Annotated in this window: 26 protein-coding genes; 1 reads left to right on the top strand and 25 read right to left on the bottom strand. The window is 60.4% G+C overall.

Features of this window, described 5'->3' with window-relative positions:
- Positions 1–170 precede the first annotated feature (170 nt).
- The 3 genes from DXB53_RS01170 to DXB53_RS01160 form a co-directional block, all read right to left on the bottom strand.
- On the bottom strand, positions 171–1,571 hold the full coding sequence (locus DXB53_RS01170) for a phosphoglucomutase/phosphomannomutase family protein (RefSeq protein ID WP_233503774.1): 1,401 nt from the start codon (positions 1,569–1,571) through the stop codon (positions 171–173).
- Positions 1,572–1,730: 159 nt separating this feature from the next.
- Positions 1,731–2,624 (bottom strand): homocysteine S-methyltransferase family protein, encoded by an 894-nt coding sequence (locus DXB53_RS01165; RefSeq protein ID WP_117582998.1) that lies wholly within the window; start codon positions 2,622–2,624, stop codon positions 1,731–1,733.
- Between the two features lie 10 nt (positions 2,625–2,634).
- Positions 2,635–3,057 (bottom strand): metal-dependent transcriptional regulator, encoded by a 423-nt coding sequence (locus DXB53_RS01160; RefSeq protein WP_055310121.1) that lies wholly within the window; start codon positions 3,055–3,057, stop codon positions 2,635–2,637.
- A 120-nt stretch (positions 3,058–3,177) separates the two neighbouring features.
- Between DXB53_RS01160 and pepT the strand changes: the two genes are divergently transcribed.
- On the top strand, positions 3,178–4,425 hold the full coding sequence (gene pepT, locus DXB53_RS01155) for a peptidase T (RefSeq protein ID WP_117582997.1): 1,248 nt from the start codon (positions 3,178–3,180) through the stop codon (positions 4,423–4,425).
- A 347-nt stretch (positions 4,426–4,772) separates the two neighbouring features.
- Here pepT and DXB53_RS01150 read toward each other — a convergent pair whose 3' ends face one another.
- The 22 genes from DXB53_RS01150 to DXB53_RS01045 form a co-directional block, all read right to left on the bottom strand.
- Complete coding sequence (locus tag DXB53_RS01150; protein ID WP_117582996.1) at positions 4,773–6,008, bottom strand: LCP family protein; 1,236 nt, start codon at positions 6,006–6,008, stop codon at positions 4,773–4,775.
- Between the two features lie 12 nt (positions 6,009–6,020).
- Positions 6,021–7,304, bottom strand: a complete 1,284-nt coding sequence (gene murA / locus DXB53_RS01145) for a UDP-N-acetylglucosamine 1-carboxyvinyltransferase (RefSeq protein WP_117582995.1) — start codon at positions 7,302–7,304, stop codon at positions 6,021–6,023.
- 88 nt (positions 7,305–7,392) lie between these two features.
- Positions 7,393–7,785, bottom strand: coding sequence for an ATP synthase F1 subunit epsilon (gene atpC, locus DXB53_RS01140; protein ID WP_006235718.1), 393 nt, complete (start codon positions 7,783–7,785; stop codon positions 7,393–7,395).
- A 3-nt stretch (positions 7,786–7,788) separates the two neighbouring features.
- Positions 7,789–9,243, bottom strand: coding sequence for a F0F1 ATP synthase subunit beta (gene atpD / locus DXB53_RS01135; RefSeq protein WP_006235717.1), 1,455 nt, complete (start codon positions 9,241–9,243; stop codon positions 7,789–7,791).
- Positions 9,243–10,151: an ATP synthase F1 subunit gamma gene (gene atpG, locus DXB53_RS01130; RefSeq protein WP_117582994.1), complete on the bottom strand. Its 909-nt coding sequence runs from the start codon at positions 10,149–10,151 to the stop codon at positions 9,243–9,245. The genes atpD and atpG overlap by 1 nt, the downstream gene beginning before the upstream one ends.
- A gap of 5 nt (positions 10,152–10,156) precedes the next feature.
- Complete coding sequence (gene atpA, locus DXB53_RS01125) at positions 10,157–11,755, bottom strand: F0F1 ATP synthase subunit alpha (protein WP_035138794.1); 1,599 nt, start codon at positions 11,753–11,755, stop codon at positions 10,157–10,159.
- Positions 11,755–12,231, bottom strand: coding sequence for a FoF1 ATP synthase subunit delta (locus DXB53_RS01120; RefSeq protein WP_006235713.1), 477 nt, complete (start codon positions 12,229–12,231; stop codon positions 11,755–11,757). The genes atpA and DXB53_RS01120 overlap by 1 nt, the downstream gene beginning before the upstream one ends.
- A complete protein-coding gene (atpF, locus tag DXB53_RS01115; RefSeq protein ID WP_006235712.1) occupies positions 12,221–12,823 on the bottom strand; it encodes a F0F1 ATP synthase subunit B in 603 nt (200 codons plus the stop codon). The genes DXB53_RS01120 and atpF overlap by 11 nt, the downstream gene beginning before the upstream one ends.
- 15 nt (positions 12,824–12,838) lie before the next feature.
- Complete coding sequence (locus DXB53_RS01110) at positions 12,839–13,033, bottom strand: ATP synthase subunit C (RefSeq protein WP_022094262.1); 195 nt, start codon at positions 13,031–13,033, stop codon at positions 12,839–12,841.
- Between the two features lie 124 nt (positions 13,034–13,157).
- Positions 13,158–13,961: a F0F1 ATP synthase subunit A gene (gene atpB, locus DXB53_RS01105; protein ID WP_022094263.1), complete on the bottom strand. Its 804-nt coding sequence runs from the start codon at positions 13,959–13,961 to the stop codon at positions 13,158–13,160.
- Between the two features lie 3 nt (positions 13,962–13,964).
- Complete coding sequence (locus DXB53_RS01100; protein WP_035138788.1) at positions 13,965–14,276, bottom strand: hypothetical protein; 312 nt, start codon at positions 14,274–14,276, stop codon at positions 13,965–13,967.
- A 280-nt stretch (positions 14,277–14,556) separates the two neighbouring features.
- Positions 14,557–15,204 carry a uracil phosphoribosyltransferase gene (gene upp, locus DXB53_RS01095; RefSeq protein WP_040359658.1) on the bottom strand — a complete coding sequence of 216 codons (648 nt, stop codon included), beginning with the start codon at positions 15,202–15,204 and terminating at the stop codon, positions 14,557–14,559.
- A gap of 123 nt (positions 15,205–15,327) precedes the next feature.
- Entirely contained in the window at positions 15,328–16,869 is a 1,542-nt protein-coding gene (glpK, locus tag DXB53_RS01090; RefSeq protein WP_117582993.1) for a glycerol kinase GlpK, read from the bottom strand.
- A 13-nt stretch (positions 16,870–16,882) separates the two neighbouring features.
- On the bottom strand, positions 16,883–17,626 hold the full coding sequence (locus DXB53_RS01085; RefSeq protein ID WP_089573104.1) for an L-threonylcarbamoyladenylate synthase: 744 nt from the start codon (positions 17,624–17,626) through the stop codon (positions 16,883–16,885).
- A 134-nt stretch (positions 17,627–17,760) separates the two neighbouring features.
- Positions 17,761–18,252 carry a type II toxin-antitoxin system HicB family antitoxin gene (locus tag DXB53_RS01080; RefSeq protein WP_147329360.1) on the bottom strand — a complete coding sequence of 164 codons (492 nt, stop codon included), beginning with the start codon at positions 18,250–18,252 and terminating at the stop codon, positions 17,761–17,763.
- A complete protein-coding gene (locus tag DXB53_RS10200; RefSeq protein ID WP_089573106.1) occupies positions 18,219–18,404 on the bottom strand; it encodes a type II toxin-antitoxin system HicA family toxin in 186 nt (61 codons plus the stop codon). Before DXB53_RS10200 ends, DXB53_RS01080 begins: the two co-directional genes overlap by 34 nt.
- Positions 18,405–18,472: 68 nt before the next feature.
- On the bottom strand, positions 18,473–19,723 hold the full coding sequence (locus tag DXB53_RS01070; protein WP_117582991.1) for a HemK/PrmC family methyltransferase: 1,251 nt from the start codon (positions 19,721–19,723) through the stop codon (positions 18,473–18,475).
- 646 nt (positions 19,724–20,369) lie between these two features.
- Positions 20,370–21,437 (bottom strand): peptide chain release factor 1, encoded by a 1,068-nt coding sequence (gene prfA, locus DXB53_RS01065; protein ID WP_055252487.1) that lies wholly within the window; start codon positions 21,435–21,437, stop codon positions 20,370–20,372.
- A 231-nt stretch (positions 21,438–21,668) separates the two neighbouring features.
- Positions 21,669–23,084: a M20/M25/M40 family metallo-hydrolase gene (locus tag DXB53_RS01060; RefSeq protein WP_117582990.1), complete on the bottom strand. Its 1,416-nt coding sequence runs from the start codon at positions 23,082–23,084 to the stop codon at positions 21,669–21,671.
- Positions 23,085–23,156: 72 nt separating this feature from the next.
- Positions 23,157–23,942, bottom strand: coding sequence for an amino acid ABC transporter ATP-binding protein (locus DXB53_RS01055; protein WP_089573110.1), 786 nt, complete (start codon positions 23,940–23,942; stop codon positions 23,157–23,159).
- Positions 23,943–23,964: 22 nt separating this feature from the next.
- Positions 23,965–25,113 (bottom strand): amino acid ABC transporter permease, encoded by a 1,149-nt coding sequence (locus tag DXB53_RS01050; protein WP_089573111.1) that lies wholly within the window; start codon positions 25,111–25,113, stop codon positions 23,965–23,967.
- A 9-nt stretch (positions 25,114–25,122) separates the two neighbouring features.
- On the bottom strand, positions 25,123–26,049 hold the full coding sequence (locus tag DXB53_RS01045; protein ID WP_117582989.1) for a transporter substrate-binding domain-containing protein: 927 nt from the start codon (positions 26,047–26,049) through the stop codon (positions 25,123–25,125).
- Between the last annotated feature and the right edge of the window lie 273 nt (positions 26,050–26,322).

Raw genomic sequence — 26,322 nt, 5'->3', positions numbered from 1 at the left:
ATCCGGTCCGACCGGGCCGCGCGGCAAGGAGATATATTGCCAGACCGGAGGGGTGCCGGGGGCGGGAATCTGGGCGTACACATTTCCTACATATCTTGTGATCCGACTAACGTTTGCCAGCCGTTAACTACCGCTCGCCGAGCATCTCTTTATATAAGGCAGTCTCATGGTTAAAGCGGATACGTCCCCCTAGCTAAAGCACAGCCAGCATCGAGCAACTCATCACGTTCTTCCACCGAGAACCCCTCGGCGTAGACGCGCACCACTGGTTCGGTCCCGCTAGGACGGACCAGCAGCCACGTGTCATCCTCGAATGACAGACGCAAGCCGTCCATATGACTAACGTTTTGCGGTACCTTGCCACAAATCGACTTGGGGTTTACGCCCGGCAGCAGGGTTCGTAACGTTTCGGCATCTTCGGCCTCAAGGCGCAAATCGCGTCGACCGTAACTCGTCTTACCAAAACTGTCCTCGAGTTGGTCGACCAGAACGCCCAAAGGCGCGTCCGTCTTTGCCATAAGCTCACACAGAATCAGACAGGCGAGGATTCCATCGCGCTCGGGCATATGCGCGGCGATGCCGATACCACCGGCTTCTTCGCCGCCCATGAGGACGCCGCCCTTCTTCATCTCCGCCGCTATATATTTGAAACCGACTGGTTTGACGGTCACGCGGCAGCCAAGCGCCTCGGCAATGCGACGCACGAGCGTCGAGCATGAAAGATTGACGACGACGCGCCCCTCCAAATTACGAAATTGAACCAAGTCGCCCAAAACGAGCGCCATGATCTGATGCGGATGTATATATCTGCCGCGCTCGTCAACCGCGCCGATACGGTCGGCGTCGCCGTCGGTCACCAGACCAGCGCAAGCTCCGTCCTCGATAACCGTATGCTCGCAAGCGTCCACCCACGGCTCAACGGGGTCGGGGCAGATATCTTCTTGGTCAGGCGCCTGCCCGGCGTGAATCTCGTGCACCTCAACGCCAAGCTCGCGCAGCAAGTCGGCTAGATAGCCCTGGGCTGCGCCGCCCATGGGATCGACAACCACGCGCAAGTGCGCGGCGCGGATGGCTTCGGCATCGACAAATGATGCCACCGCCTGCATATAGTCAGGAATGATATCCGCGGTGCGATATTGCCCCTCGATCCCCATTGGCTCGGGAGCCATGGTCTCTTCGAGCTCTTCGATGACATCCTGGTTGGCGGTTGAGCCGTCACCCATGCGAATCTTGAGGCACAGATAACCCTGCGGATGATGGGACCCCGTCACCATGAGCGCGCCGCACGCCTCACCGTCATAAGCCGCCGCCCACGTAAGGGCAGGGGTCGGAACAGGTCGCGAAGCGAGCACGGTGTCCAGCCCGTGCGCTGCTAGCACGCCCGCCGCGAGCTCAGCGAACTCGCGCGCCAGGGGCCGGGTGTCGAACCCTATATATACCGTTTTGCCCGGATTGGTCTTTTGCCACAACTCGCCGACGGCATCGGCGATACGGGCAACGTTATCGGCAGTGAAGTCCTCATCGACGCGAGCGCGCCAACCGTCAGTTCCAAAATGAATTATCGCGCACACGCGCAGACACCTCACAGTGTTTGGATCATGGTACGCATGAGGTATACCCGCGATACACACTCGGCAACCTGCCGGCACCAGCATTCACCATTTGGGCAAATGCTGCCGAGGACATGCAGGCAATGAAAAAAACCGCCCCGTATGGAGCGGTTTTGCCCTTTATATATCGAGCGCCTCGGCCATCGCTGCCGTAGTGATTGCCGTGGTTCCACAGCAACTGCCCACCATTGCGGCACCGGCATGCCTCCATTCGATGCATGCGCGCGCGAAAGCTTCGGGGTTCTCGTGCCATACGGGGCCATCCTGAGTCTGGACCGGATTGCCCACGTTGGGACGCACCGTGACGGGAGTAGTCGCCGATGCAACCATCCTGGGCACCGCCGCGTTCGCGGCCGCAAGCGAACAGCAATTAACACCAACCGAGTTTGCGCCGTGTTTTTCGGCGTACAAAACGGCTGCCTCGATGTTGAGGCCATCGCCCAACAGGTCGCCCTTATCGTCAACGACAAAACTCACCAGAACAGGCATGCCGTCGGCGGCATCTCGGGCGCCGGCAAGCATGGGCTGCAAATTACGGATAGACGTCACCGTCTCGATCAGCAGACCGTCAACACCAGCATTGAGCAAGGCGTGCGCCTGTTCGCGCGCAATGCCTCGGATCTCACGAAACTCGGCAGAGTCCTCGGCAAACCACTCAATACCGATCGGGCCCATCGAGCCCAGCAGCAGCTGAGGGTGCGCCTGGCGGGCATCGTCGACGGCCCCGCGATTGACCTCCGCCACGGACGGCGCAATCTGGTCGTGCTTGAGGGCATAGCTTGATGCCTGAAAGGTATTGGTAATGAGTACCTGCGCGCCGGCGGCGACATACAAGCGATGGATACGAGAAACGGTCTGCGGCTCTGCCAGATTCCAAAACGCCGGTGGAATATCGGCGGCATCGTACTCACTCAACAGAACACTGCCCATGGGGCCCTGCGCCAACAAGGTCTCGCTCGACAAACGGCGCGTAAGTTCCTCGGCACCAAAGCGATTGTAATAACTCGTATCCATATATATCCCGCTATTCCTCGACGCTGATTCCCTGCTTTTCGAGATAGGCGAGCCAGCGGTTCATCGTGTCCTCGGATAGCGCATGCTCCATCATGCAGGCCTCGGCATCGGCTCGCTCGAATTCGACACCGAGCTCCTGAACCAAAAACGTGCGGACGAGGCGATGACGGTACCAGATAGCCGTGCCAACCTCGCGGCCGCGATCGGTCAGGACTACCTTGCCGTAGTGCGATTGCTCGACAAGCTCGGATGCCTTGAGCGCCGAAACCGCTTTATTGACCGATGCCTTGGAGACGCCAAGGCGCTGCGCGATGTCGACCGATCGCACGCCGTTGGTTTCCCCCTCTTCGCTTTCAATGCGAACCATGCACTCCAAGTAGTCTTCGTTCGCCACCGTCAGATGTAGTTCGCGCGAGCTATTTGTCGTATCCATGATCTTCCGTCCCTTCTGCATTCAATGGCTGATTCTACCCCATCCAAGCGTCGTGGTATGCCGTGGCATACCGTGCTAGAGTTCTTGTTGCACACGACGACCAAGATTGGAGCGGTCTTTATGGAAAACACCACCACGAGCCCCGATGTCCTCGAACGCTTTTTGCGCTACGTCCAGATCAACACGCAGTCCGAGGATGCAAACTGCGACCAGGTACCCTCGAGCGCCGTTCAGTTTGACCTTGCCAACGTGCTGGCTGAAGAGCTGCGCGAGCTTGGTGCGGAAGATGCCCACGTGACCGAGCACGCCTATGTCTGCGCGCATATCCCCGCAAGTGCGGGCGCTGAGGACAAGCCCGCCCTGGGCCTGATCGCCCATCTCGACACCACCGAAGTTGCACCGGGCGCCGGCGTGAAGCCGCACATCGTACACTACGAAGGCGGCGACCTGGTCTGCGGCACGGTTGACGGTAAGCCCGTTGCCATGAGTACCGCCAAGCTTCCCGCCCTGAATGACCTCGCGGGTGAGGACCTGGTCTGCAGCGATGGCACCACGCTGCTGGGCGCGGACGACAAGGCAGGCGTCGCCGAGATCATGTCGCTTGTCGCGCGTATCGCTCAGGACCCTTCTCTGCCCCATCCCGCACTCGGCATTTGCTTCTGCCCTGACGAGGAGATCGGCCACGGAGCCGAGCTGTTGGATATCGATACCTTTGGCTGCAAGTACGCCTACACGGTCGACGGCGGCCCCATCGGCGAACTGGAGTGGGAGTGCTTTAACGCCGCCGAGGCGACCGTCTGCTTTGAGGGCCAGTCCATCCACCCGGGCGACGCTAAGGGCCGTATGGTCAACGCAGGCAATCTGTTCTGCGACTTCAACGCGTTGCTCCCCTACGTGCAGCGCCCGGAGTATACGGAAGGCTACGAGGGCTTTTATCACCTTGAGGGTGTATCTGCGACCGTCGATCACGCCACAGCGCGCTATATCGTCCGCGACCATGACGCCGCCAAGTTCCAGCAGAAACTCGACCTTATTGATGCCGCCGCCTCGATGCTCAACCAGCGTCTGGGTGAGGAGCGCGTGACAGTCGAGATTAAGCAGCAGTATCGAAATATGGCCGAGATCGTTCGTGACTATCCCGAGCTTATTGATGTTGCCAAGGAAGCCTACCTTACCTGCGGCGTTGAGCCCCAAGTGCTGCCGATTCGTGGCGGCACCGACGGCGCTCAGCTGTCGTTCCGCGGTCTGCCCTGCCCCAACCTTTCCACCGGCGGCTATTGCTACCACGGCGTCAACGAGTTCGTCCCGGTCAGTTCGCTCGTCAAGATGACCGACGTGCTCCAGGAGCTCGTCGCCCGCTTTGCATAAGGAACTCGAACAATCTAGGTAAGCAAAACCGCCCCGTCCTCAAAACCGAGAACGGGGCGGTTTTTGGCGCAAAGGGAGTAGTCAGCACCGCAGGTTGAGCCAACGTCAGCGAGCGACGTCCAAGGCGAACAAGTTGGCATGAAAAAGGCAGGGCATTGACCTTCTGGTCATGCCCTGCCTTTTGAATGACAAATTGTCGCCTTGGACGTCGCGCAGCGTCGAGCCGTTACGGCGTTTGGTAAAACGCCGTAACTTTTTGATCATGCCGCCGAAGTTGAAAGGCAGATTGCCGCTCTGGCGGGTTTGCAGCGTCAACTGGTTACGCGGGCTGGTAAGCCCGCGTAACCCTAATAATTGGCTTCGTAGCCGTTGCCGTCGCCGGTGGGCTCTTCGTAGTAGTCCGAATCGCTCGAATCGCTTGAGTCATCGGAATCGTCAGAGCTGACCGATGAGGTTGCGGTACCGTTTGCGTAATCGTCAGACGTGTTGTTGTTCAGGTCGCCGATCGTAGAGCTGGAACCGTCGGAAAGACCCATGGTGTTGGGACCCTTGGGATCCTTGCCAGCATCGACGCGCTCCATCATTTCCTTGAGCTCGTCCTCGTAGACAAAGACGTAGCTCACACCGTCGATCATGGTGCTGTCGTCGGCGTACGAGGGCAGGTTGGCCGAGTAGATACCGTCGACATCCATACCGCGCATGGCATTGACCGTAGCCACGATATCCTGAACGCTCATATCGGTTACGAGCATATCGGACAGCGAATTAACCAGGCCAAAGATCTTCGTGGCATCGAAGTTATTGAGAATCTGGTTGGCAAGGGCGCCAAGCACCTGACGCTGGTGGCGCATGCGCGTGTAATCGCCGTCGGCATAGGTGTAGCGGCAGCGGGCATAGGTAAGGGCGGTGGCACCGTCCATATGCTGCTGGCCAGCGGTAATCTTAATATCCAGGTGCTCGGGGTCGTCAACATCATCGGTTGCGTTAATGTCGATACCGCCAACCGAATCAATCAGCGCCTGCATACCGTCGAAGCTGACCTCGGCATAGTGGGAAATCTGAACACCGCACAGCTCGTTGACCGCCTCGACCATGGCCTCGGCGCCGCCAACGGTATGGCAGGCGTTGATCTTCATGGTCTCGCCCTTGTACACGACCTTGGTGTCGCGCGGAACGGAAATGAGCGTCGCCTGCTTTTGCGTGGGGTCGATGCGTGCCAAGATAATCGAGTCGGCACGATACGTATCCTCGCCCGGACGGCCGTCGGTGCCAAGAAGCAGCACGTAGAACGGATCCTTTGCCTCATCGGTGTCAACCAGAACCCGACGCAGATTGTCGGTAATGACATTAGAATCGCCGAGCTTGCCCATAATGGTGGCAAACCACAGGCCGGCAGCGGTAGTGGCACTCAGCAGCACGCCAAGCACGACAATGAGCGCGACGTGACGAATCGTGTGGCTACGACGACGCTGGCGAGCGCGCTCGGAATAGCGAGCCACGTTATCGCGACTGTAGATCTTGGCCTGCGCACCAGTTGAGGGTCTTCGGGTGGTGGTATCCGCGAGGGGCTTTTTATTAAACATAGGCAACCTGTATTAGTAAATGACGGGATCGGGGACGGTAGCATGCTCGACATGCGCGCCGAGCGCCTGCAGCTTTTCGACAAACTGCTCGTAGCCGCGCTTGATGTGATGGATAGCCGAAACCTCGGTCGTCCCGTCGGCGATCAAGCCCGCTACGACGAGGGCCGCTCCGCCACGCAGATCGGGCGAGGTAACCTGTGCGCCCGAGAAGCCCTTGACGCCATGAATCATGGCATGATGGCTCTCGATACGAATGTCGGCACCCATGCGCACCAGCTCAGAGGCAAACATAAAGCGATTCTCGAAGATGTTTTCGGTAATAACGGAACTGCCGTCGGCGAGGGCGGAGAGCACCATAATTTGCGCCTGCATGTCGGTCGGGAAGCCGGGGAACGGAAGCGTCTGGATGTCGACCGGCTTGATGCGCTCGGCGCGATTCACGTGAACGCCGTCGTCGGTACGTTCGCAATCGATGCCCATGAGCTCCATCTTCTTGAGCACCATGCCCAGATGGATGGGGCAAAAACCCGTGACGTCGACACCGCGATCGTCGGCCATCAACGCACCGGCAACGATAAAGGTACCGGCCTCGATGCGGTCACCCACCACGCGATGGGTAACGGGATGGAGCTCTTCCACGCCTTCGATAGTCACGACGGGCGTGCCGGCGCCAACAATCTTGGCGCCCATCTCGTTGAGCATGTTGGCGAGATCGACGATCTCGGGCTCGCGGGCGGCATTGTCGATAACCGTGGTACCCTTCGCGCGCACGGATGCCATAATGAGGTTCTCGGTCGCACCGACACTGGCGAACTCGAGCGTGACGGTGGTACCGCGCAGACCTTGGGGCGCATTAGCGTTGATGTAACCGTGGGCGCTATCAAACTCAACGCCCAGGGCCTCGAGACCCAGAATGTGCATATCAATCTTGCGAGCACCCAGGTTGCAGCCGCCCGGCATGGCGATCTTGGCGCGATGGAAGCGGCCCAGCAGGGGTCCCATGACGGCGGTGGAAGCACGCATCTTAGCGACGAGCTCGTAGGGGGCCTCCCAAGAATCGACCTGAGAGGTATCAATCTCGAGTGTGTGCTCGTCGAGAACATCGATCGTAGCGCCCATGCCCTTGAGCACCTTGCCCATCACGTGGACATCGGAAATATCGGGCACGTTCTGCAGCGTCGTCTTGCCCGGCGCCAGAAGCGTTGCCGCCATGAGTTTGAGTGCGGAGTTCTTGGCGCCCGAAATGGGCACGGAGCCTCCGATGGCGTGGCCACCCTCAACGCGGATAATATCCAAGGTCTACCCTTTCAAAAAGCATGCCCGGGATGGCTGAGCCATCCCGGGCATGATGTGTTCGCAAATGGTCGAACGCTAAATCGTTTGACTATTGGGCAAGCTTGAGCTTACACCATGCGATTTCATTATAGAGGTAGGCGCGGCGTGCATCATCCTCCGACAAATTACCCAGCTTCTCTTCAAAACCTTGAATATCAGCTTTAAGCTTGTCGGCATCGACGGTCGCCAAATCGCAAGCGCGCTCGGCGAGAACGGTCACGACATCGTCCGCAACCTGGGCATAGCCGCCGGCCACGGCAAACGTGTGGTCGACAGTGCCCATGGCCTTATCGGAAACGCGAACGTAACCGCGGTCGATCGTGCAGATCTCGCTGGAGTGAGCAGGCAGAACGCCAAACTCGCCATCCGTGGACGGAATCGACACAAACGCAGCGTCGCCCTCATAGGCGCAGCTCACGGGGCACACGATGCGGATACGCATAACCTACTTCTCCCCCATCTTGCGGGCGCGCTCGCGCACGTCCTCAATCGTGGAAGCATAACGGAAAGCCTGCTCGGGCAGGTCATCGGCCTTGCCGTCGACAATCTCGGCGAAGGAGCGGACGGTATCCTCGACGCGGACGTAGACACCGGGGTTGCCGGTGAACTTCTCGGCGACGTGGAAGGACTGCGAGAGGAACTGCTGAATCTTACGAGCGCGGTTGACCGTAAGGCGCTGCTCCTCGGACAGCTCGTCCATACCCAGAATAGCGATGATGTCCTGAAGGTCGGAGTACTCCTGCAGGAGCTCCTGGACCTTGACGGCGACACGGTAGTGCTCCTCGCCAACGATCGAGGGATCGAGAGCGTCGGAGGAAGATGCGAGCGGGTCGATAGCCGGGAACAGGCCGAGCGACGAAATGCTACGCGAAAGAACCGTGGTGGCGTCGAGGTGCGTAAACGTCGTGGCAGGCGCCGGGTCGGTCAGGTCGTCTGCGGGGACGTAGACAGCCTGGACGGAGGTAATGGAGCCCGTCTTGGTCGAGGTAATGCGCTCCTGGAGGTCGCCCATCTCGGTTGCCAGCGTGGGCTGGTAACCAACGGCGGACGGCATACGGCCCAGCAATGCGGAAACCTCGGAACCTGCCTGGGAGAAGCGGAAGATGTTGTCGATGAACAGCAGAACGTCCTGGCCACGATCGCGGAAGTACTCAGCGGTGGTAAGGCCGGCCAGACCGATGCGCAGACGCGCTCCGGGCGGCTCGTTCATCTGACCATAGACCAAGCAGGTCTTGTCGATAACGCCAGACTCGCTCATCTCGAGGAACAGGTCGGTGCCCTCGCGGGTACGCTCGCCGACGCCGGTGAACACCGAGGTGCCGCCGTGCTCCTGGGCGAGGTTGTTGATGAGCTCCTGAATCAGAACGGTCTTGCCGACGCCGGCGCCGCCGAACAGGCCCGTCTTGCCGCCACGGATGTAGGGCTCGAGCAGGTCGACGGCCTTGATGCCGGTCTCGAAAATCTCGGTCTTGGTGGTGAGCTCGTCGAAACGGGGCGCTGCATGATGGATGGGGTAGAACTCCTCCACCTCGGGCATGGGCTTGCCGTCGACGGGCTTGCCCATGACGTTCCAAATACGGCCGAGCGTCTTGGGGCCAACGGGCATCTTCATGGGCTCACCGGTATCGGTGGCGATGAGGCCGCGCTGCAGGCCGTCGGTCGAGGACATGGCGACCGTGCGGACGACGCCGCCCGGAAGCTGGCTCTCGACCTCGAGGATCGTGCTCAGATGACCGATCGGGGTCTCGGCCTCGACCGTGAGCGCGTTGTAGATCGGGGGCACCGCGCCGTCAAACTTGACGTCGACGACAGGGCCGATGATTCGCACGATGCGACCATCACCGGCGGTCGTCTTCTTGGTGGCTTCCTCGACCGCAAGCTTTACGGTGTTATTAGCCATTACTGTTCCTCCAATGCTGAGGCTCCGCCGACGATCTCGTTAATCTCGGTCGTGATCGAAGCCTGGCGCACGCGACTATACGTGCGGGTAAGGGTCGAGATGATCGCGGTGGCGTTTTCCGTCGCGGAGTGCATGGCCTTGCGGCGTGCACCCTGCTCGGCAGCCGCCGAATCGATCAGGGCCTGGTAGATGACCGTCAGGATATAAGACGGCACAAGCTTGCCGAGAACATGCTCGGGAGAAGGCACGAACTCGAACGTGGACGAGATGCGCTTAGGGGCGTCGGTCTCGTTCTTACGCGGACCGTGGGCCATAGCGATCATCTCGGGGTCGAGCGGCAACAGATGCTCAACGCGAAGCTCCTGATCCACGCGGTTCTTTGCGTGGTGGTAGACAAGCTCGACACGGTCAAGCTCACCGGCACAATACGCATCGCAGATATGAGAGGAGATCATGCGGGCCTGATTGAAATCGGGCTCAGAGGAGTTGCCCTCAAAGTGCATGACGACGTTTGCGCGGTCACGGAAATACGTGGCCGGCTTACGCCCGCACGCGATGATCTCGCACTCGATGCCGTCGTTCGCCCAAGAAGCGGCGAGCTTTTCGGCCGTGCGCTCCACCGTCGTATTGAAACCGCCGGCAAGGCCGCGGTCCGAGGCAATAACGACAATCAGGCCATGCTTGACGCTCTCATGCTTCTGCAGCATGGGATCGGTGCCCGAACAGGAGGCGTCGCCGGCGACCGTCAACATGACGTCGGTCAGCGCCTCCTTATAGGGCTCGGCCTGCTTGGAGCGATCGAGGGCACGACGGATCTTGGCCGTAGAGACCATCTCCATCGTGCGCGTGATCTGCTTGGTCGTGGTAACCGAGGAGATTCGCTTCTTAATGTCGCGAAGGTTGGCCATGGGGCTTAGTTCTCCTCTGATCCAGAAACATCCGAATGGTGCTTGGCCATGAACTGCTGCTTGAAGTCGCCGATGACGCGCAAGAGCTCAGCCTTGGTGTCATCATCGATCTTCTTGGCGCGAACCTTGTCGAGCAGCGAGCCAAAGCCATTGTCCATGTACTCGATGAGCTCGGCACGGAAAGGCAGCACGTCGGCGATCTCCAGGTCATCCAGGAAGCCCTCGTTGCCAGCGAACAGCGTAACGATCTGCTCGCCAACCTCAAACGGCTTGTAGCGCGGCTGCTTAAGGAGCTCAGTCATGCGAGCGCCGTGGGTAAGCTGCTTTTGCGTGGCCTCGTCGAGGTCGGAGCCGAACTGCGTGAAGCCGGCGAGCTCCTGGTACGAAGCAAGGTCCAGACGGAGGTTGCCGGCGACCTGCTTCATGGCCTTGGTCTGCGCATCGCCACCGACGCGGGACACGGAGATGCCCACGTCGACTGCCGGGCGCTGACCCTGGAAGAAGAGCTCGGACTGCAGGTAGATCTGACCATCGGTAATGGAAATGACGTTGGTCGGAATGTAGGCCGAGACGTCGCCGTCCTGGGTCTCGATGATCGGCAGTGCCGTCATGGAGCCGTAACCGTTCTTCTTGGACATCTTGACGGCACGCTCGAGCAGACGAGAGTGCAGGTAGAAGATGTCGCCAGGATAGGCCTCGCGTCCGGGCGGACGATGCAGCGTCAGCGACATCTGACGGTAGGCCACAGCCTGCTTGGACAGGTCGTCGTAGATGACGAGCACGTGGCCGCCGGGGTTGGTCTCGCTGGCGGGCTTGCCGTCCTCGCCGTTGTACATGAAGAACTCGCCGATAGCGGCACCGGCCATAGGCGCGATGTACTGCATAGGGGCGGAATCGGCAGCGGTGGCCGAAACGATGATGGTGTAGTCGAGCGCACCGTGCTGAGCGAGGGTCTCGCGGATGTTGGCAACCGTGGAGGCCTTCTGGCCGATGGCGACATAGATGCAGACCATGCCCTTGCCGCGCTGGTTGAGGATAGCGTCGATGGCGATGGCGGTCTTACCGGTCTTACGGTCGCCGATGATGAGCTCACGCTGACCGCGGCCAATAGGCACCATGGAGTCGATAGCGAGCAGGCCGGTCTGAACCGGCTCGCACACCGGGGTACGATCGATGACGCCGGGAGCCTTGAACTCGATGGGGCGACGGTGCGTGGCGACGATGTCGCCCAGGCCGTCGATGGGCTGGCCGAGCGGATTGACGACGCGGCCGAGCATGGCACGGCTCACGGGGATATCCATAATGCGGCCAGTGGTGCGGCACTCGTCGCCTTCCTTGATGGAGTCGACGGCACCAAACAGAACGGCGCCGACCTCGTCACGGTCAAGGTTCTGGGCAAGGCCGAAGACGGTCTCACCGGTATCGGAGCTCTTGAACTCCAGAAGCTCGCCTGCCATGGCGCTCTTGAGGCCGGAGACGCGCGCGATGCCGTCGCCTACCTCGTCGACCGTTGAAACCTCATGCGTATCGACCGTCGCGGAGAGGCTCGTGAGCTGCTCCTGCAGTTTCTTGGCGATATCCTGGGCATTGAGGGTTTCGGACATTAGGCTTCACCTCCGTACGAATTAGCAGAGTTTGCGAGGGTCTCCTGCGCGATGCGCAGCTGCGTCTTGACGGAAATGTCACGACGCTCGCCGCGGGCCTCGAGCACCAGGCCGCCCACGATAGACGGGTCAACCTGCTCGATAAGGAATACCTTGCGGCCGAAGTCCTGCTCGCATTTCTTAGTGATGGTTTGACGCAGCTCGTCGTCGAGCGGGATCGCCGTGGTGACGGTCACGCCCACTACATCCTCGTCTTCCTCGGCAACATACTTAAAGGCAGCTGCCACCTTGGGAAGAAGGTCGAGCTGGTCGCGCTTGGACATGGTGTCGAGCACGGCGATGATCTCGGGGCTGGCGGAAGCCAAGCGCTCGATCATCTCGAGGTCCTCGAACACATGGTTCTCGGCCTTAGCGGCTTCCAGAAGGGAGCGCGCGTAGGTCTCGAGCACCTTGTCCTGATAGCGGCTAGTCGGCATTCAGGCTACCTGCTTCCTGGATGTAGCGCTCGATGAGCTTCTTCTGCTCGGCATCGTCCTCGAGTGCCTCGCCCACGATCTTGGTGGCGACGGCAACGGACAGGTCGGCGATGGAGCTCGCGGCACCGGCGTAAATGGACTTGCGCTCGTCCTCGACGGTCGTATGGGCCTTGGCGATGATCTCCTCGGCCTCCTTGTGAGCAGCCTCGATGATACGGGCGCGCTCGGACTCGGCGTCCTTACGGGCCTCGAGAACGATGTCGGCAGCCTGACGACGGGCGTCGGTGACGATCGAGTCGGACTCAGCGCGCTTGGCGATAGCCTCCTGCTTGGTCTTCTCGGCCTCGTCGAGGCTCTCCTCGATCTTCTTGCCGCGCTCCTCCATGGTTTTCATGATGCCCGGCAGGGCGACCTTGGCCAGCACGATCCAGATAATCAGGAAGGCGATAAGCGCCGGGATGAACTCCGCCATCTTAGGGATGAGGATGTCCGCACCGGCAGCGCCGTCCTCAGCGAACGCGGAAACCGGCATGAGCAGCGCGGCCGCGGACGCGGAGAGTGCGATCGCGCTCTTCTGGGATGAAAGATTCATACTTGACGCTCCGTGCTATTTAACGATCAGCGCGACAACGAAGCCGATCAGAGCCAGAGCCTCGCCGAAGGCGGAGCCCATGATGAAGACGGTGAACACGCGGCCCTGGACCTCAGGCTGACGGGCCATAGCACCCGTAGCACCCAGAGCAGACAGGCCGATAGCAAGACCAGCGCCGATAACACCGAGACCGTAACCGATAACTCCCACGATTCCTCCTTTGTCGTGCGTGTCTTATTTCACGCAGGATAACCTTTTTTATAACTGCCGGGCTCCATGGGTACGGGCACCGGCGGTTTAACGAATTGCTTACCTTTAAGGCGCGAGCGGAAGGCTACTCCTCCTCCGCGACCTCCTCTGCCTCAGAGACATACACGGCGGTAAGGACCGTGAAGACGTAAGCCTGGATGGCGCCGACCACAAGCTCGATCGCATAGATCAGGATGAGGATGGCAAGCCAGGCTAGCGAAGGCAGGGCGCCAACGGCGTGGGCCGCGGAAACCTGCTGAAGCAGCGGCTGCATGAACATGCTCGCCATGATGGCGAACGAGCCCATGACCACGTGTCCTGCGAACATGTTGCAGAACAGACGGACGGCAAGCGTGATGAGACGCAGGAAGGTCGAGAAAAGCTCGACGACCCACACGAGCACGTTCATCGGGAAGCTCACGCCCTGCGGGGCGAGGCTCTTGATGTAGCCGATCACGCCGTGAGCCTTGCATCCGTAGTAGATGAAGTACACGAAGGCGAAAATGGCGAGTGCGGCGGTGGAGCCGATTGCGCCGGTGCCGGGCTTCATTCCCGGAATCAGGCCGATCATGTTATTGATCAGGATGAACAGGAAAAGCGAGCACAGGAACGGGAAGTGCTTCTTCCAGTTCTCACCCACGACACCCTTGCCGATATCGTTCTCGACGTACTCGATGATGTACTCGAAACCGTTGACGAAGAAGCCCTTGGGAACCAGGGTCTGCTTCTTCTTGAACACGGCCAGGACGATCAGGAGCACGATCGTGGAGACGATCAGCCAAAACGAGTACTGCGTGATGCCGCAGCTCAGATCGCCCACGACAGGGGTGGAGCTGAACTCGCTGACCAGATGATTAATCTCATCAGGCAGCTTTTCAAAAATTTCCACGACTTACCTTTCGACCTCATGAGGATCTCGCAGCGCCTTGGCGACACGAACCGCGCAGGCGGCCATAAAGGCCACGAAGCCGATCGCCTCGCCCAGGAGGAACATGCGAAATGCCTCTCCGAACAACACAAACACAACCAAGGTAAAGACGAGCAGGGCGATTGCCGAGACCGCCAGACTCACCATACCCTTGAGCATGTCCGCATTCTGTTTATCGTCAAGAACCGGCTTGAGCGTAAAGACAAAGGGAAGGAAGGCAATTGCGCCCGCGATGGCGCCTGCAACGATAGCGAGCAGATCGGCTATCTGAAACACTGGCGTCCTCACTTTCCTTTTTAACGCTTCACAGAACAGTTCCCGCCAAACATTGGTGACTATTGTACGAGCCAATCGCTAAAGTACAACCGAAAAAGCATCGGTTAATACGCACCTGTTCGTTTTCTTAAGACCTTCTTTATGCCGCAGGTACGGTAATACGTTTTTCTCGAACCCTGCAGGGCAAAACGTCCGTTAGCAGGAGTGCGCGCGGTCGCCTTTTGTTCGTCCGCGCGCACCGTTTCTTCGTATTTGCAGCCGCGGCCGTTTAGCCCAGCGACTAGAGCGTGCCGTAGATGCGGTCGCCGGCGTCGCCGAGGCCGGGAACGATGTAGGCAGCCTCGTTGAGATGGTCGTCGATGGCGCAGGTATAGATATGCACATCTGGGTCCTTCTCGGTCAGCGACTTGAGGCCCTCGGGGGCCGCGACGATGCACAGCATGCGGATGTCCTTGACACCGCGCTCGCGCAGGTAGCTGATGGCCATCTCGGCCGAACCGCCCGTGGCAAGCATGGGGTCGACGACCAGGCAGATGCGCTGGTCGATATCCTTGGGCATCTTGCAGTAATACTCGTGCGGCTCGTGGGTGACCTCGTCGCGCTCCATGCCGATGTGACCCACGCGAGCGGAGGGCACCAGGTCGAGGATGCCGTCGACCATGCCAAGGCCCGCACGCAGGATGGGCACGATGGCGAGTTTCTTGCCGGCAAGCTGTTTGAACGTGGCGGTAGTGATGGGGGTCTCGACCTCGACGTCTTCCATAGGCAGGTCGCGCATGGCCTCGTAGCCGTCAAAAAGCGCGAGTTCGCGCACGAGCTGGCGGAACTGGTTGGTGCCGGTGTTTTTGTCGCGCAGGATCGACAGCTTGTGCTGGACGAGCGGGTGATCGACAAGCGTCACACGGGACGCATCGTAGGTGACGGTCATGGATTGATTGCCCCTTTCGTTGCGGCCGCAAAACGGCCTTGCTGACAAGGCGCGCAGCAATGTTGCCGCCGCACGCCATGCATTAGTTTAGCGGTTTGTTGTATCGAGCAGCCCATCGCAGCCCTACTGTGAGGTGCTGAGCGAGCGCCTGACTGCATCACGCCAGCCCGCAAGGTTTTGCTCGCGGCGCTCGGCGGACATGTGGGGAAGGAAGGTCCTAACGATCTGGGCATTTTGCTCCAGCTCTTCCAGGTCTTCCCAATAGCCGACGGCAAGACCCGCCAAGTACGCGGCACCGATTGCCGTGGTCTCCACCGTCTCGCATTGCAGCACGGGGATATCCAGCAGGTCGGCCTGGAATTGCATGATGAACTCGTTGCGCGAGGCACCGCCATCGACAGACAGGCGCTCAATCGAAAGCCCCACGTCCTGCTCCATGGCGCGCAGCACGTCGTAGCTCTGATATGCCATGGATTCGCAGGCGGCACGTACGATGGTCGCACGGCTCGAGGCGCCGGTCAGACCGCACACGATACCGCGAGCATGCGGGTCCCACCAGGGAGCACCCAAACCCGCAAAGGCGGGAACGAAGTAGCAGCCCTCGTTGTCGCTAATCGAAGCAGCGAGTTGTGCCGACTCGCTCACGCTCGAGATGATGCCCATGTTGTTGCGAAGCCAGTTCATCGTTGAGCCGGCGGCAAAAATAGAGCCCTCGAGCGCATAGCTGACTTTGCCGTCCGCAGCGATACCGATGGTGGAGACCAGGCCATTCTTGGATTCGACGATCTCGTCGCCGGTGTTCATGAGCATAAAGCAACCCGTGCCATAGGTGTTTTTGGTCTGGCCGGGACGGAAACAGCAGTGGCCGAACAGCGACGCCTGTTGGTCACCCGCCACGCCCATGATGGGCGGCATGTTGGTCATGATGTCGCTCGCGACGCGGCCGTAGTCGCCCGAGCTCCAGCGAACCTCGGGCATCATGGAACGTGGAACGTCAAAGAGTGCCAGCAGGTCGTCGTCCCAATCGAGCGTATGGATATTAAAGAGTGCCGTGCGGCTGGCATTGGTGTAGTCGGTGGCAAAGACCTGGCCGCCGGTGAGGTTGTAGATGAGCCAGGTGTCGATGGTGCCAAACATGAGGTCGCCCGCCGCCGCGCTTTCGCGTGCGCCGTCGACGTTGTCGAGAATCCACTGCACCTTGGAGGCCGAGAAATACGGGTCGAGCGTGAGTCCCGTGCGGGAGCGCACCAGCCCTTCTGAGCCCTGCTCGACAAGCTCGTCGATCAGAGGTGCGGTACGGCGGCACTGCCATACGATAGCGTTATAGATCGGCTGACCGCTCACGCGATCCCAGACCACCGTGGTCTCGCGCTGGTTGGAGATGCCGATGGCGGCAATGCGGTCGGAGTGGATACCGCTCTTAAACTGGACTTCCATCATGACGGCGATCTGGCTAGCAAGGACCGCCATGGGGTCTTGCTCCACCCAGCCGGGACGCGGAAAGCTGGTTTTGACGCTGCGACGTGCCTGCGCGACGATGCAGCCGTACTCGTCGACGATGGTCGCAAGTACCGAGGTGGTGCCGCAGTCGAGCGCCATGATGTAGGAACCGCCAAAGTCAAACGAGGCATCTTCCATGCCCAGGCTGCCCAGATTCAACGACATCGCTTAAACCTTTCTATTGCATCGGGTCGGACAGGACCCGTTCGATCTCTGATGCGGGAAGTGCGCCTTGGCGCAGGATCTGGAGCTCGCCGTGCTGAAACGACACGATGGTCGAGGCGTCGCGACACGGGGTCTCACCGGCGTCGACGGCAACATCGACCCCCTCCAGGATGCGACCCTCCACCGTGATAAAACTTGCCGGCGCGGGCGCGCCATGCGTGTTGGCGCTGGTGCAGGCAAGGGGGCTGCCACAGGCGCGAATGAGCGCCTGCACCACGGGCGAGGCCGAAGCGCGAAGTGCCACCGTGTCGTCGGCAGCGCGCATAAAGGTCGGCACGCAGGGAGCTGCCTTGACCACGATAGTCAGGGCTCCCGGCCAGCATCGTCGCGCGAGTATGCGGGCATCTTCCGGGATATCCACGCCATAGCGGTCGAGTGCTTCGACGCCATCGACCAGCCAAGCGACGGTTTGCGTGAGTTCACGTTGCTTGAGAGTGAAGATACGGCGATAGCCGGTGCCGAGCGCAGGAACTGCGGCGCCATTGACGGCAGCCTGCGGATCGCGCGGCCACGATGGGAATTCGCTTGTATCTTGGGGCACGGCGTCCGAGAAGGCGTTGACTGCCACGGCGACACCGTAGACGGTCTCGGTCGGGATCAAAGCCAGGCCGCCGCGGCCGAGCACCTCGGCCGTGCGCTCGACGGCAAGCCGATGCGGCTCGCGCGTTCCCTCGTATACCCGATAGACCGTCTGCATGTGTATGCCAGCCCCTTACGCTCTGGTGCAAGTTTGTTTACTGTGGGGCATTCTCGCACGAAACGTTCAACCTATTTGCCCAGAGCGCATGTTGGTTTGGTGAGCGGCTCTAGTAGTCGGTGAAAGTGAGGGGGTTATTGGACTGCGACGAACTTCTTTGGCCTGCCGGCGTGACGTTCTTGGGCGGCGTAACGCTCGATACTGTCTATCGTTATCATCCGACGGCCGTCGACGAGTTCAACATCGAGCTTTCCGGCTTTGACCAGCGCGGTAATCCGCGGAGCGGAGACTTTGAGGTCCAGCGCTGCGTCTTTAAATGTTCGGCACGCCGCTTCCCGAGCGTCCTCGTGGTCGATTTCGACTGAAAGGGCCACGACCTCGGCCGAGCGTTCGTACCCCGCCGGAGTCAAACCGTTGTTGAGGTCGTCGGCCAAAAACGCCATCAGTGCCTCGGTGGCATGGGCAATCGCGTCTTCGCGCGTATCGCCATCGGCAAAGGCGCCGGGAATCTGCGGGAAGCTGGCGCAGTAACCGTCGTCTTCTTTTATGAGAACGCAGTCATAGGTAAATCGCTGCCTCATTTTGCCTCCAACTACCATCCAGCTTGGCGACGAATACTTGCCCACGTGCCCTTCTTTGGTCGATCACCACCAGAGCCGTTCACGGTGACAACACGGTCACCAGAAACATACTTAGCATGACTACCGACTTGCGCGACCTTCACGAATCCATCGTGCTTGAGTAGGGCAATGATTTCCCGAAAGGTAGGAGGTTGCATGGGCCGACCTCTTTCAGCCGTCCTAATTATAAACTAATTTATAATTTTTGCTAACCAGTTAATAAATATTACTGGCGCTGTTTGGGCTCGGTGACGATGGCTCGGACGATGCGGGGGCGATCGGTGAGGTCGTGGACGATGCGCACGTCCGACAGACCCGCTTGGCGGCAGAGCTCGGCCGCAGCGTCGAGCGCGCCCTCGTAGAGCTCGCAGGCAAAGAGGCCGCCAGCGCGCAACATGTAGGGCGCCGCGTTGAGCAGGCGGCGGAAGATATCGAGGCCGTCGGCGCCACCCTCGAGCGCCAGATCGGGCTCAAAGTCCTTGACCTCGTGCGGCAGCGAGCGCATGACATCGGTGGGGATGTAGGGCGGGTTGGAGACGAGTACGTCAAAGGTGCCCCACTCTTCACGGGGAATGGAGCTCACCAGGTTCGTGAGGCTGAAGGCGACCTCGTCGGACGCGAGACCAAGCGCATCGCGGTTTTTGGTAGCAAGGTCGATGGCGCGCGGCTCGATATCGGTAGCAGTGCAGGTGACGTGGCCGCGACGCTCCCAGGCGATCGAGAGCGAGATACAGCCCGTGCCGCAGCCGACCTCGAGAACGCGGGCAGTGCGGGGCTCGGCTGGGGCAGGCACAGCGGCATCCTGAGCTGAAACCGTCTCCTGGTCGGCGCCCTCGATGGCGATGTCGTATTCGTCGAGCTCGGGCTCGGCGGCTTTTGCGGCTTCGGCTTCTGCTGCTTGCGCGGCGGCTTCCTCGGCCTCGCGATTGGCAAGCTCCTCGGCATAGGCGCGGCTACCGAGCACGTCGCTACCCAGCGCAGCCTCATCGGCGGCCGTCAGGTTGGCAGCACGGCGCTCGGCGGTCGCGCGTTCGTCGGCCAGCGCCGCCTCAGCTTTGCGGGCCTGCTCGACCTCATCGTTCCAAGGCAGCTCAACACGCTGACGGGCAGCGGCCTCGGGGCTCAGCACCTCGGCATCCAGATAATTGAGGACTTCCTCGACGAGCATCTCGGTTTCGGGGCGCGGAATGAGCACACCGGGAGCGCACGCGACGTCAATCATGCGAAACTGCGTGCTGCCGGTGATGTACTGCAGCGGCTCGCCTTTGGCGCGACGAACGACGGCCGCGTGCATGGTCTCGAGCTGGGCCGCGTTAAGCGTCTCGTCCATGCGCATATACAAGTCGATACGCGCCAGGCCCGTGGCCGCGCACAGCAGCCACTCGGCAGAAAGACGGGGATGCTCCTCGCCGCGCTCGGCCAGGTACTCCTTGGTCCACTCGAGACAACGCTTGATGGTCCAGATCTCGTTTGCCATGGGGCCCTCCCCTCTTAAGCGCCGGGCGGCGCGCGAATGTCGGAGCAGATTGTAAGCGAGGCCAGCGCTTGGCAAGGGACGATTGAAGGCGATTATCGAGAATCAGCCCAGAATTTTGCACCGGGCTCGCTCAAAGTGTTCATTCGCCGACGTCTAGATTTGCATTCGTCAAGCTTTTGGCAAGGTTGCCCCAAAACTGACCAATATCTAACCAAGAACTTGCCACATCGCTTGACGCACGACCCATCAAAAATCGCCCCGCGACTTCTCGGACGATTTTTGGAGCAATATTTTCAATAGCAGATGAATGCCGATAATTTCTTAAAGCAGGTAAATAGCTTAATTTCCAACAAAGCAGATTAAATAAATTCAATTAGTAATTTACCCAACCTAGTCATTGGGGACGTTCTTATTCGACTAGTCGTTTAAGAACGTCCCCAACGACTACTCATTTAAGTCTGTCCCCAATGAGTGCCCCGCCACAGGTTGAGCATACGTCAGCGAAAACGCCCCTAAGCGAGCAAGGTGACGTGAAAGAGGAGGGAAGCGTACTTCGGTACGCGACCGACGATTGAACGTCAGATTGCCGCTTAGGGGCGTTTGCAGCGTCGAGCTGTTACGGCGTTTGGTAAAACGCCGTAACCCACTAGACAGCCTGTGCCAGCTTCTCGGCTCGCTCGGCGGCGGCGAGTGCCTCGATGACCGTGCCGAGCTGGTCGCCCAGGAGGACGCCGTTGTAGGTGGAATTGAAGCCGATGCGGTGATCGGTCACGCGGTCCTGGGGCTGGTTGTAGGTGCGGATCTTCTCGGAACGGTTGCCGTGGCCGATCTGGCTCTGGCGCTCGGCACCGAGCTCTGCCTGCTGCTTCTCGAGCTCCATCTCGTACAGGCGGGCGCGCAGCATCTGCATGCAGACCTCGCGGTTCTGGATCTGGGAGCGCTGTTCCTGCGACTGCACCACGGTGTTGGTGGGAAGGTGGGTGATGCGCACGGCGGAATAAGTGGTGTTAACGCACTGACCGCCAGGGCCGGAGGCGCAGTAGGTGTCGATGCGCAGGTCGGACTGGTTGATCTGGACGTCGATCTCCTCGGCCTCGGGAAGCACGGCGACAGTTGCCGTGGAGGTCTGGATACGGCCCTGGGACTCGGTCTTGGGAACGCGCTGGACGCGGTGCACGCCGGACTCGAACTTCATGACGGAGTAGACGCGGTCGCCCTCGACCTTGAACTCAATGGACTTAAAGCCGCCGGCCTCGCTGGGGCTGGAGTCGAGCACGGTGGTCTTCCAGCCGCGCGACTCGCAGAAGCGCTGATACATCTTGTACAGGTCGCCGGCGAAGATGGCCGCCTCGTCGCCACCGGCGGCGGAGCGAATCTCGACGATGGTGTTCTTGTCGTCGTTGGGGTCGCTCGGGATGAGCATGTACTTGATGTCTTCCTCGAGCTGGGGAAGCTTGGCCTCGTTTTCGGAGATGTCCATCTGGAGCATCTCCTTCTCATCGGCATCGGTAGTATCGTGGAGCATTTCCTTGGCAGCCTCGATGTCATCGAGCGCGCCGATGTACTCGCGCGAGGCAGCGATGAGGTCGGACTGGTGCGCGTACTCCTTGTTGAGACGCGTGAACTCCTTGATATCGGAGGCGACGGCTGGGTCGGAAAGCTTCTTCTCGAGCTCCTCGTAGGCCTTGATGATCTTTTCGAGCTTGTCGCGCATGACGGACTCCTTTTATATGCGTGAAGGTGAAAATCGGCAGAATTGATGGGGCGCGGGGCGCCGCTGCGGGGGTAAAGCCCGGCTAGAACATGTCGATCTTCAGATACATGCGCATCCCTTCGCGTATGGGGGTACATAGTTGCGGTCTAACCCATACATGATAGCGTGCGCAGGCAAACCTGCATACAACCCGCACGGAATCCGACAAAGGGAGAGTCCCTTTGTCGGATTCTAGAGCGTATGGAGCAGGGCGATGAGGAAGCGAACACCCTGGAGGTAGGCGCGGCGGGTGATGCGCTCGTTGGTGCCGTGGACGCCGCGGTCGCACTCGTCATCGTCGACCACAAACGCCGAAAAACGAATGCATTCGGAGCAAATGTGCTGGTAGTTGGCAGCGTCGGTCGCGCCGATCACGGTCGAGGGGACAATCGCCAACGGCTCGGATGATCCGTTTTCCTCCGTCCCCTTTGGATCGCAGAAATAGCGGGCGGCGATGGAGCGAACCGCCTCGAGGCCGGGACCACCGATGCGCGGGGACGGCGAGGGCTCGGAGCTGCCGGGGCCCAGCTCCACTTCGACACGACCGGCAAGGTCCGCCCCGGCAACCGCCTCACGGCAGCGCGCCACAACGTCGGCCACGCTCGTGCCCTCGAGCATGCGGAAGTTAATGTTGGCCCACATATCCTGCGGCATCACGTTGGCGCCGGCGCTGCCTCCCTCGATCTGCGTGGGCGCGCAGGTGGTCGTCACCAGCGGATAGAGCTTCTTGCTGGCGAGGCAATCGCGGACAATGGCGCCCCCGTTGGCGGCAATCTCATCCGCCGTGTAGAGCCCCAGCTCGACAAGCTGCGCGGCAAGCAGATCGGTCACGCGCGTCGGCCACTCGATATCGCAGATTGCGGCGATGGCACGGCTGAGCACCTCGAGCGACGTGCCGCCGTAGGGGTTAGACGAATGCCCGCCCGCGCTCTTCGTCTTGAGCACGATATCGGCATAGCCCTTTTCGGCCAGGTCGGCATGCATAAGCCAGCCCTCGCCCGCGCCGTACTCGGCAGCCGAAACAATACGGTAGTCGCCCTCGTCGATCAGGAACTCGAGCTCAACACCGCGCTCCTCGAGCACGCGGCCGATAGCTCCAGCGCCGTACTGCGTGGTTTCCTCGTCCTGGCCAAAGGCGAGCAACAGCGAACGCTTGTGCTCCCAACCGTGCGCCAATGCATACTCAACCGCCTCGAGAATGCCTGCGACCTGATCCTTCATGTCGATAGCGCCGCGGCCCCAAATGTAGGTGTCGTCCACGTGCCCGCTAAAGGGGGCGTGCGTCCAGTCGGCCTCGGTACCCGGCACCACGGGGACCACGTCCATGTGGCCCATGAGCATAACAGGATTGAGAGCAGGGTCGGAGCCGACAAGCGTCACCAACAGCGAGTGGTCGATAAGCTCGACCTCGCCCGCCGCAAACACGCGCGGCCAGGCCTGCTGCATATAGGCGCGCAGGTCGTCGAAGGGCTGCCAGTCCACCGCCTCGGCATCCATGCTCGAAATGGTCGGAAACGACAGCACGCGGCCCAAGCGCTCGCACGCGCTGACCTCGTCTATATCGGCAAAATCGTCCTCATGCGCAAAGAAGCGCCAAACCTCGGCCATGACATCCTTTCGATTGTGACGACAAAGGCCGCCCCACGGGAGCGGCCCTGCAACGTAAGCGTTTGCGGTCGGTTATTTGTCCTCGAGATAGCGAGAGAGGAACTCACGAGTGCGCTGGTGTTTGGGGTTGCCGAAGAGCTCGGCCGGCGCGGCATCCTCGAGCACCACGCCCTTGTCCATAAAGACCACGCGGTCGGACACCGTGCGGGCAAAGGCCATCTCGTGCGTGACGACGACCATGGTCATGCCGTCGGCGGCGAGCTTGCGCATGACCTCGAGCACCTCGCCCACGATCTCGGGGTCGAGCGCGGAGGTCGGCTCGTCGAACAGCATGATCTGCGGATTCATACATAGGGCACGAGCGATGGCCACGCGCTGTTTTTGACCACCGGACAGGCGGCCAACGGCGGCGTGCGCGAACTTTTCGAGTCCCACGCTCGTCAGATGCTCCATCGCGACCTTCTCGGCCTCGGCCTTGCTCATCTTTTTGAGCGTGACGGGCGCGAGCGTGCAGTTGTCGAGCACATCCATGTTGTTGAACAGGTTAAAGCCCTGGAACACCATGCCGATGTCCTCGCGCAATTTGTTGATGTTGCAGCGCTCGGCCGTGAGGTCCTGGCCGTGGAACCAGATGTGGCCCGCGTCCGGGGTCTCGAGCAGGTTGAGGCAGCGCAGGAAGGTCGATTTGCCCGAGCCCGAGGCGCCGATGATGGTGACAACCTCACCGGAATTGACGGACAGGTCGATGCCCTTGAGCACCTCGAGTGAGCCAAAGCTCTTGCGCAGGCCCTCGACGCGGATAAGCGGCTCTTGGTTTTGCACGGCTGCCGCAGTGCCGGTAGTGGCGGTATCTGCCATGATGATTCTCCTCGTCTTGCGCCTAGTTGGAGCTGGGCAGCGTGGCAGGGGCCTCGGCGCCCAGCTTTTTGCCAAAGGCTTCGAGCAGGCGGCTCGCCACGAGTGTCAGGATCAGGTAGACCACGAGCGCCACGCAGTAGACCTCCATCTGGCGGTAGTACACGCCGGCGACCGTGGTAGTAGCGTACATAAGGTCGAACACGCCGATGACCGAGAGCACCGACGAGTCCTTAATGTTGATGATGAGCTCGTTGGTGAGCGCCGGAATCGCGTTTTTAATGCCTTGGGGGAACACGACTTTGCGCATGGCCTGCCACTGCGACAGGCCCAGCGAGCGCGCTGCCTCGGCCTGGCCGGGATCGATGGACTCGATGCCGCCGCGCAGGACCTCCATCATGTAGGCGGTGGAGTTGAGCGAGATGGTGACGAGGCCGGCGGTGAAGGTACTCCAGATCTGGTTGGCCTGAGCGGTCTCGAAGCCCATGCCGCGCAAAACGGTAAAGCCCGCGTAATAGATGAGCAGGCCCTGGACCATCATGGGCGTGCCGCGCACGATGGTGGAGTAGATGGTCGCAAAGCCGCGGCCGATACTCTTAAAGAAGCGCACCAGGTCGTTGTCCACGCGGTCAAAGGTCTGAATACGCAGGAACACAAAGAGCAGCGCCAGGAAGAATGCGATGACGGTACCGAAGGTCGCAAGCGCGATGGTGATCTCGATACCGCGGATAAAGAAGTCGCCACTCTTGTAGGTCATGTAGACCAGGCTCGACAAAAAGTCGCTGGGGTTGGAATCCGAGACAATGCTCACCTGCACCAGGTCGATAAACGACATGACGCAGCGGTCGATAAAGAAGATCGCCGCGATAGCGACCACAACATAGCTACCCAGGCGCGCGCCGCGGCGGAAACGCTCGGATGCGAACGGCGACTTTTCGCGATAGTCACTCCAGTGCATAAGCTTGGTGACAAGCGCCGCTGCCGACACGACAATCCAGGCCCAAAGAATCGCCCAAAGGCAATCCTGGAAGATACCGGTGGGGGCTAAGAAGCTCAGCGGTGTGGGGTTGCGCTGGCTAAACGCCAGGCCGAGCGCCGCGATGACGCTCGTGCCCAGGTATACATAACGGTGGTCGGCCTTGATAAAGGAGGCCAGACGGTTGATGGCTTTCATGCTGCCTCCCTATGCCGGCTGACGGTCGAGGCACGCGTCCCACATTTGGTCGCGCTCCTCTTGGCTAATGCCCTTGAGTGTCTTGTCGATGAGCTTAAGCAGTTTGTCCGAGCCCTTGCGGCAACCGACGTTTGTCGTAACCTCCTGCTTAAAGCCCTCGCCCTCCGCAAAGCGAATGGGCACGATGCCCGGGTTTTGGGCCATATAGCCCTTCTCGTTTTCGGTGTTGTAGGTCACGGCGTCACAAGTGCCCTGCAGCAGGTTCGAGAACACCGTGGGTACCGAATCGACCGGATTTTTGTGGACGACGCCCGGAATCTCGTCGATGACGGTGTCGAGCATCGTGTCCTTTTGGCCGAGCACCGTGGCGCCGCTAAAGTCGCTGAGCTTGGTCGCGTTTTGGTAGGGCGAGCCCTCTTTTACGAACAGGCCAAAATAGCCGATAAAATACGGCTTGGAAAAGCCGACGGACTCCTCGCGCTCGGGCGTGGCGCTCATGCCGGCGATGATGAGGTCGATCTGGCCGTTGTTAAGCGAATCGATAAGGCCCGAGAAGCTCTGCTTGACGGCAACAGGCTCGCCGCCGAGGGCTTTGCAGACGATCTTGGCGATCTGCACGTCGTAGCCGTCGGCATAGGCGCCCTGCACGTTGTCGATGGGAATGGTGAACTCGCTGGCCTCGGAAACCTGCCAGTTGTACGGGGCGTAGGCCGCCTCCATGCCAATGCGGATCTTATCCTTGCCGATAACGGAATCGGACAGGTCATCGCGACCGCCGCCCGTCGTGGGCTGGACCACCTTGAGTGTGGACGGACGCTGGCAGCCGGCAAGCGCGCCGGCGACAACGGTTGCGCTCGCAGCGAGGGCGCTACCCAAGAAGATGCGACGACTGCACACCAGCTGTGGATGCGCGTCGCGTTGATGGGGAGAATGCATAATCTGCCTTCCCTGTTGAATTGTATGCTGACGACTTAACAGGATATACGCCAGCGACCAGTAGCGCAGCACAAGCTCGAAAAATTAATAGACACGCGGTAGTCATTGGGAACGTCGATGTTTTGGCAATGCCAGCGAGCGCCGCCCAGAGCGAACAAGTTGGCATGAAAAAGGCACGGCATAGACCTTCTGGTCATGCCGTGCCTTTTGAATGACAAATTGTCGCTCTGGGTGGCGCGCAGCGTCGACCGGCCCGCCGTTCGTCAGAACGGC

It is taken from the genome of Collinsella sp. OM04-5 (assembly GCF_003439125.1).
Classification (GTDB): domain Bacteria; phylum Actinomycetota; class Coriobacteriia; order Coriobacteriales; family Coriobacteriaceae; genus Collinsella.
The sequence above is the reverse complement of the archived record's forward strand: the minus strand, read 5'-3'. Positions and strand labels throughout refer to the sequence as shown.

What these genes read in the sequence shown, in the direction of transcription:
- DXB53_RS01160 (WP_055310121.1), bottom strand. Translation starts at nt 3,057, where the DNA reads ATGGATACGACAAATAGCTCGCGCGAACTACATCTGACGGTGGCGAAC.
- prfA (WP_055252487.1), bottom strand. Translation starts at nt 21,437, where the DNA reads ATGCGCGACAAGCTCGAAAAGATCATCAAGGCCTACGAGGAGCTCGAG.
- glpK (WP_117582993.1), bottom strand. Translation starts at nt 16,869, where the DNA reads ATGTCGTTGAATCTGGGCAGCCTGGGCATGGAAGATGCCTCGTTTGAC.
- DXB53_RS01165 (WP_117582998.1), bottom strand. Translation starts at nt 2,624, where the DNA reads ATGGATACGAGTTATTACAATCGCTTTGGTGCCGAGGAACTTACGCGC.
- DXB53_RS01085 (WP_089573104.1), bottom strand. Translation starts at nt 17,626, where the DNA reads ATGCAGACGGTCTATCGGGTATACGAGGGAACGCGCGAGCCGCATCGG.
- DXB53_RS01050 (WP_089573111.1), bottom strand. Translation starts at nt 25,113, where the DNA reads ATGAAAGCCATCAACCGTCTGGCCTCCTTTATCAAGGCCGACCACCGT.
- DXB53_RS01120 (WP_006235713.1), bottom strand. Translation starts at nt 12,231, where the DNA reads ATGCCGACTAGCCGCTATCAGGACAAGGTGCTCGAGACCTACGCGCGC.
- atpC (WP_006235718.1), bottom strand. Translation starts at nt 7,785, where the DNA reads ATGCGTATCCGCATCGTGTGCCCCGTGAGCTGCGCCTATGAGGGCGAC.
- DXB53_RS01045 (WP_117582989.1), bottom strand. Translation starts at nt 26,049, where the DNA reads ATGCATTCTCCCCATCAACGCGACGCGCATCCACAGCTGGTGTGCAGT.
- atpG (WP_117582994.1), bottom strand. Translation starts at nt 10,151, where the DNA reads ATGGCCAACCTTCGCGACATTAAGAAGCGAATCTCCTCGGTTACCACG.
- DXB53_RS10200 (WP_089573106.1), bottom strand. Translation starts at nt 18,404, where the DNA reads ATGCAACCTCCTACCTTTCGGGAAATCATTGCCCTACTCAAGCACGAT.
- DXB53_RS01150 (WP_117582996.1), bottom strand. Translation starts at nt 6,008, where the DNA reads ATGTTTAATAAAAAGCCCCTCGCGGATACCACCACCCGAAGACCCTCA.
- atpA (WP_035138794.1), bottom strand. Translation starts at nt 11,755, where the DNA reads ATGTCCGAAACCCTCAATGCCCAGGATATCGCCAAGAAACTGCAGGAG.
- atpD (WP_006235717.1), bottom strand. Translation starts at nt 9,243, where the DNA reads ATGGCTAATAACACCGTAAAGCTTGCGGTCGAGGAAGCCACCAAGAAG.
- DXB53_RS01060 (WP_117582990.1), bottom strand. Translation starts at nt 23,084, where the DNA reads ATGGCCGAGGTTTGGCGCTTCTTTGCGCATGAGGACGATTTTGCCGAT.
- atpF (WP_006235712.1), bottom strand. Translation starts at nt 12,823, where the DNA reads ATGAATCTTTCATCCCAGAAGAGCGCGATCGCACTCTCCGCGTCCGCG.
- DXB53_RS01070 (WP_117582991.1), bottom strand. Translation starts at nt 19,723, where the DNA reads ATGGCAAACGAGATCTGGACCATCAAGCGTTGTCTCGAGTGGACCAAG.
- pepT (WP_117582997.1), top strand. Translation starts at nt 3,178, where the DNA reads ATGGAAAACACCACCACGAGCCCCGATGTCCTCGAACGCTTTTTGCGC.
- DXB53_RS01055 (WP_089573110.1), bottom strand. Translation starts at nt 23,942, where the DNA reads ATGGCAGATACCGCCACTACCGGCACTGCGGCAGCCGTGCAAAACCAA.
- upp (WP_040359658.1), bottom strand. Translation starts at nt 15,204, where the DNA reads ATGACCGTCACCTACGATGCGTCCCGTGTGACGCTTGTCGATCACCCG.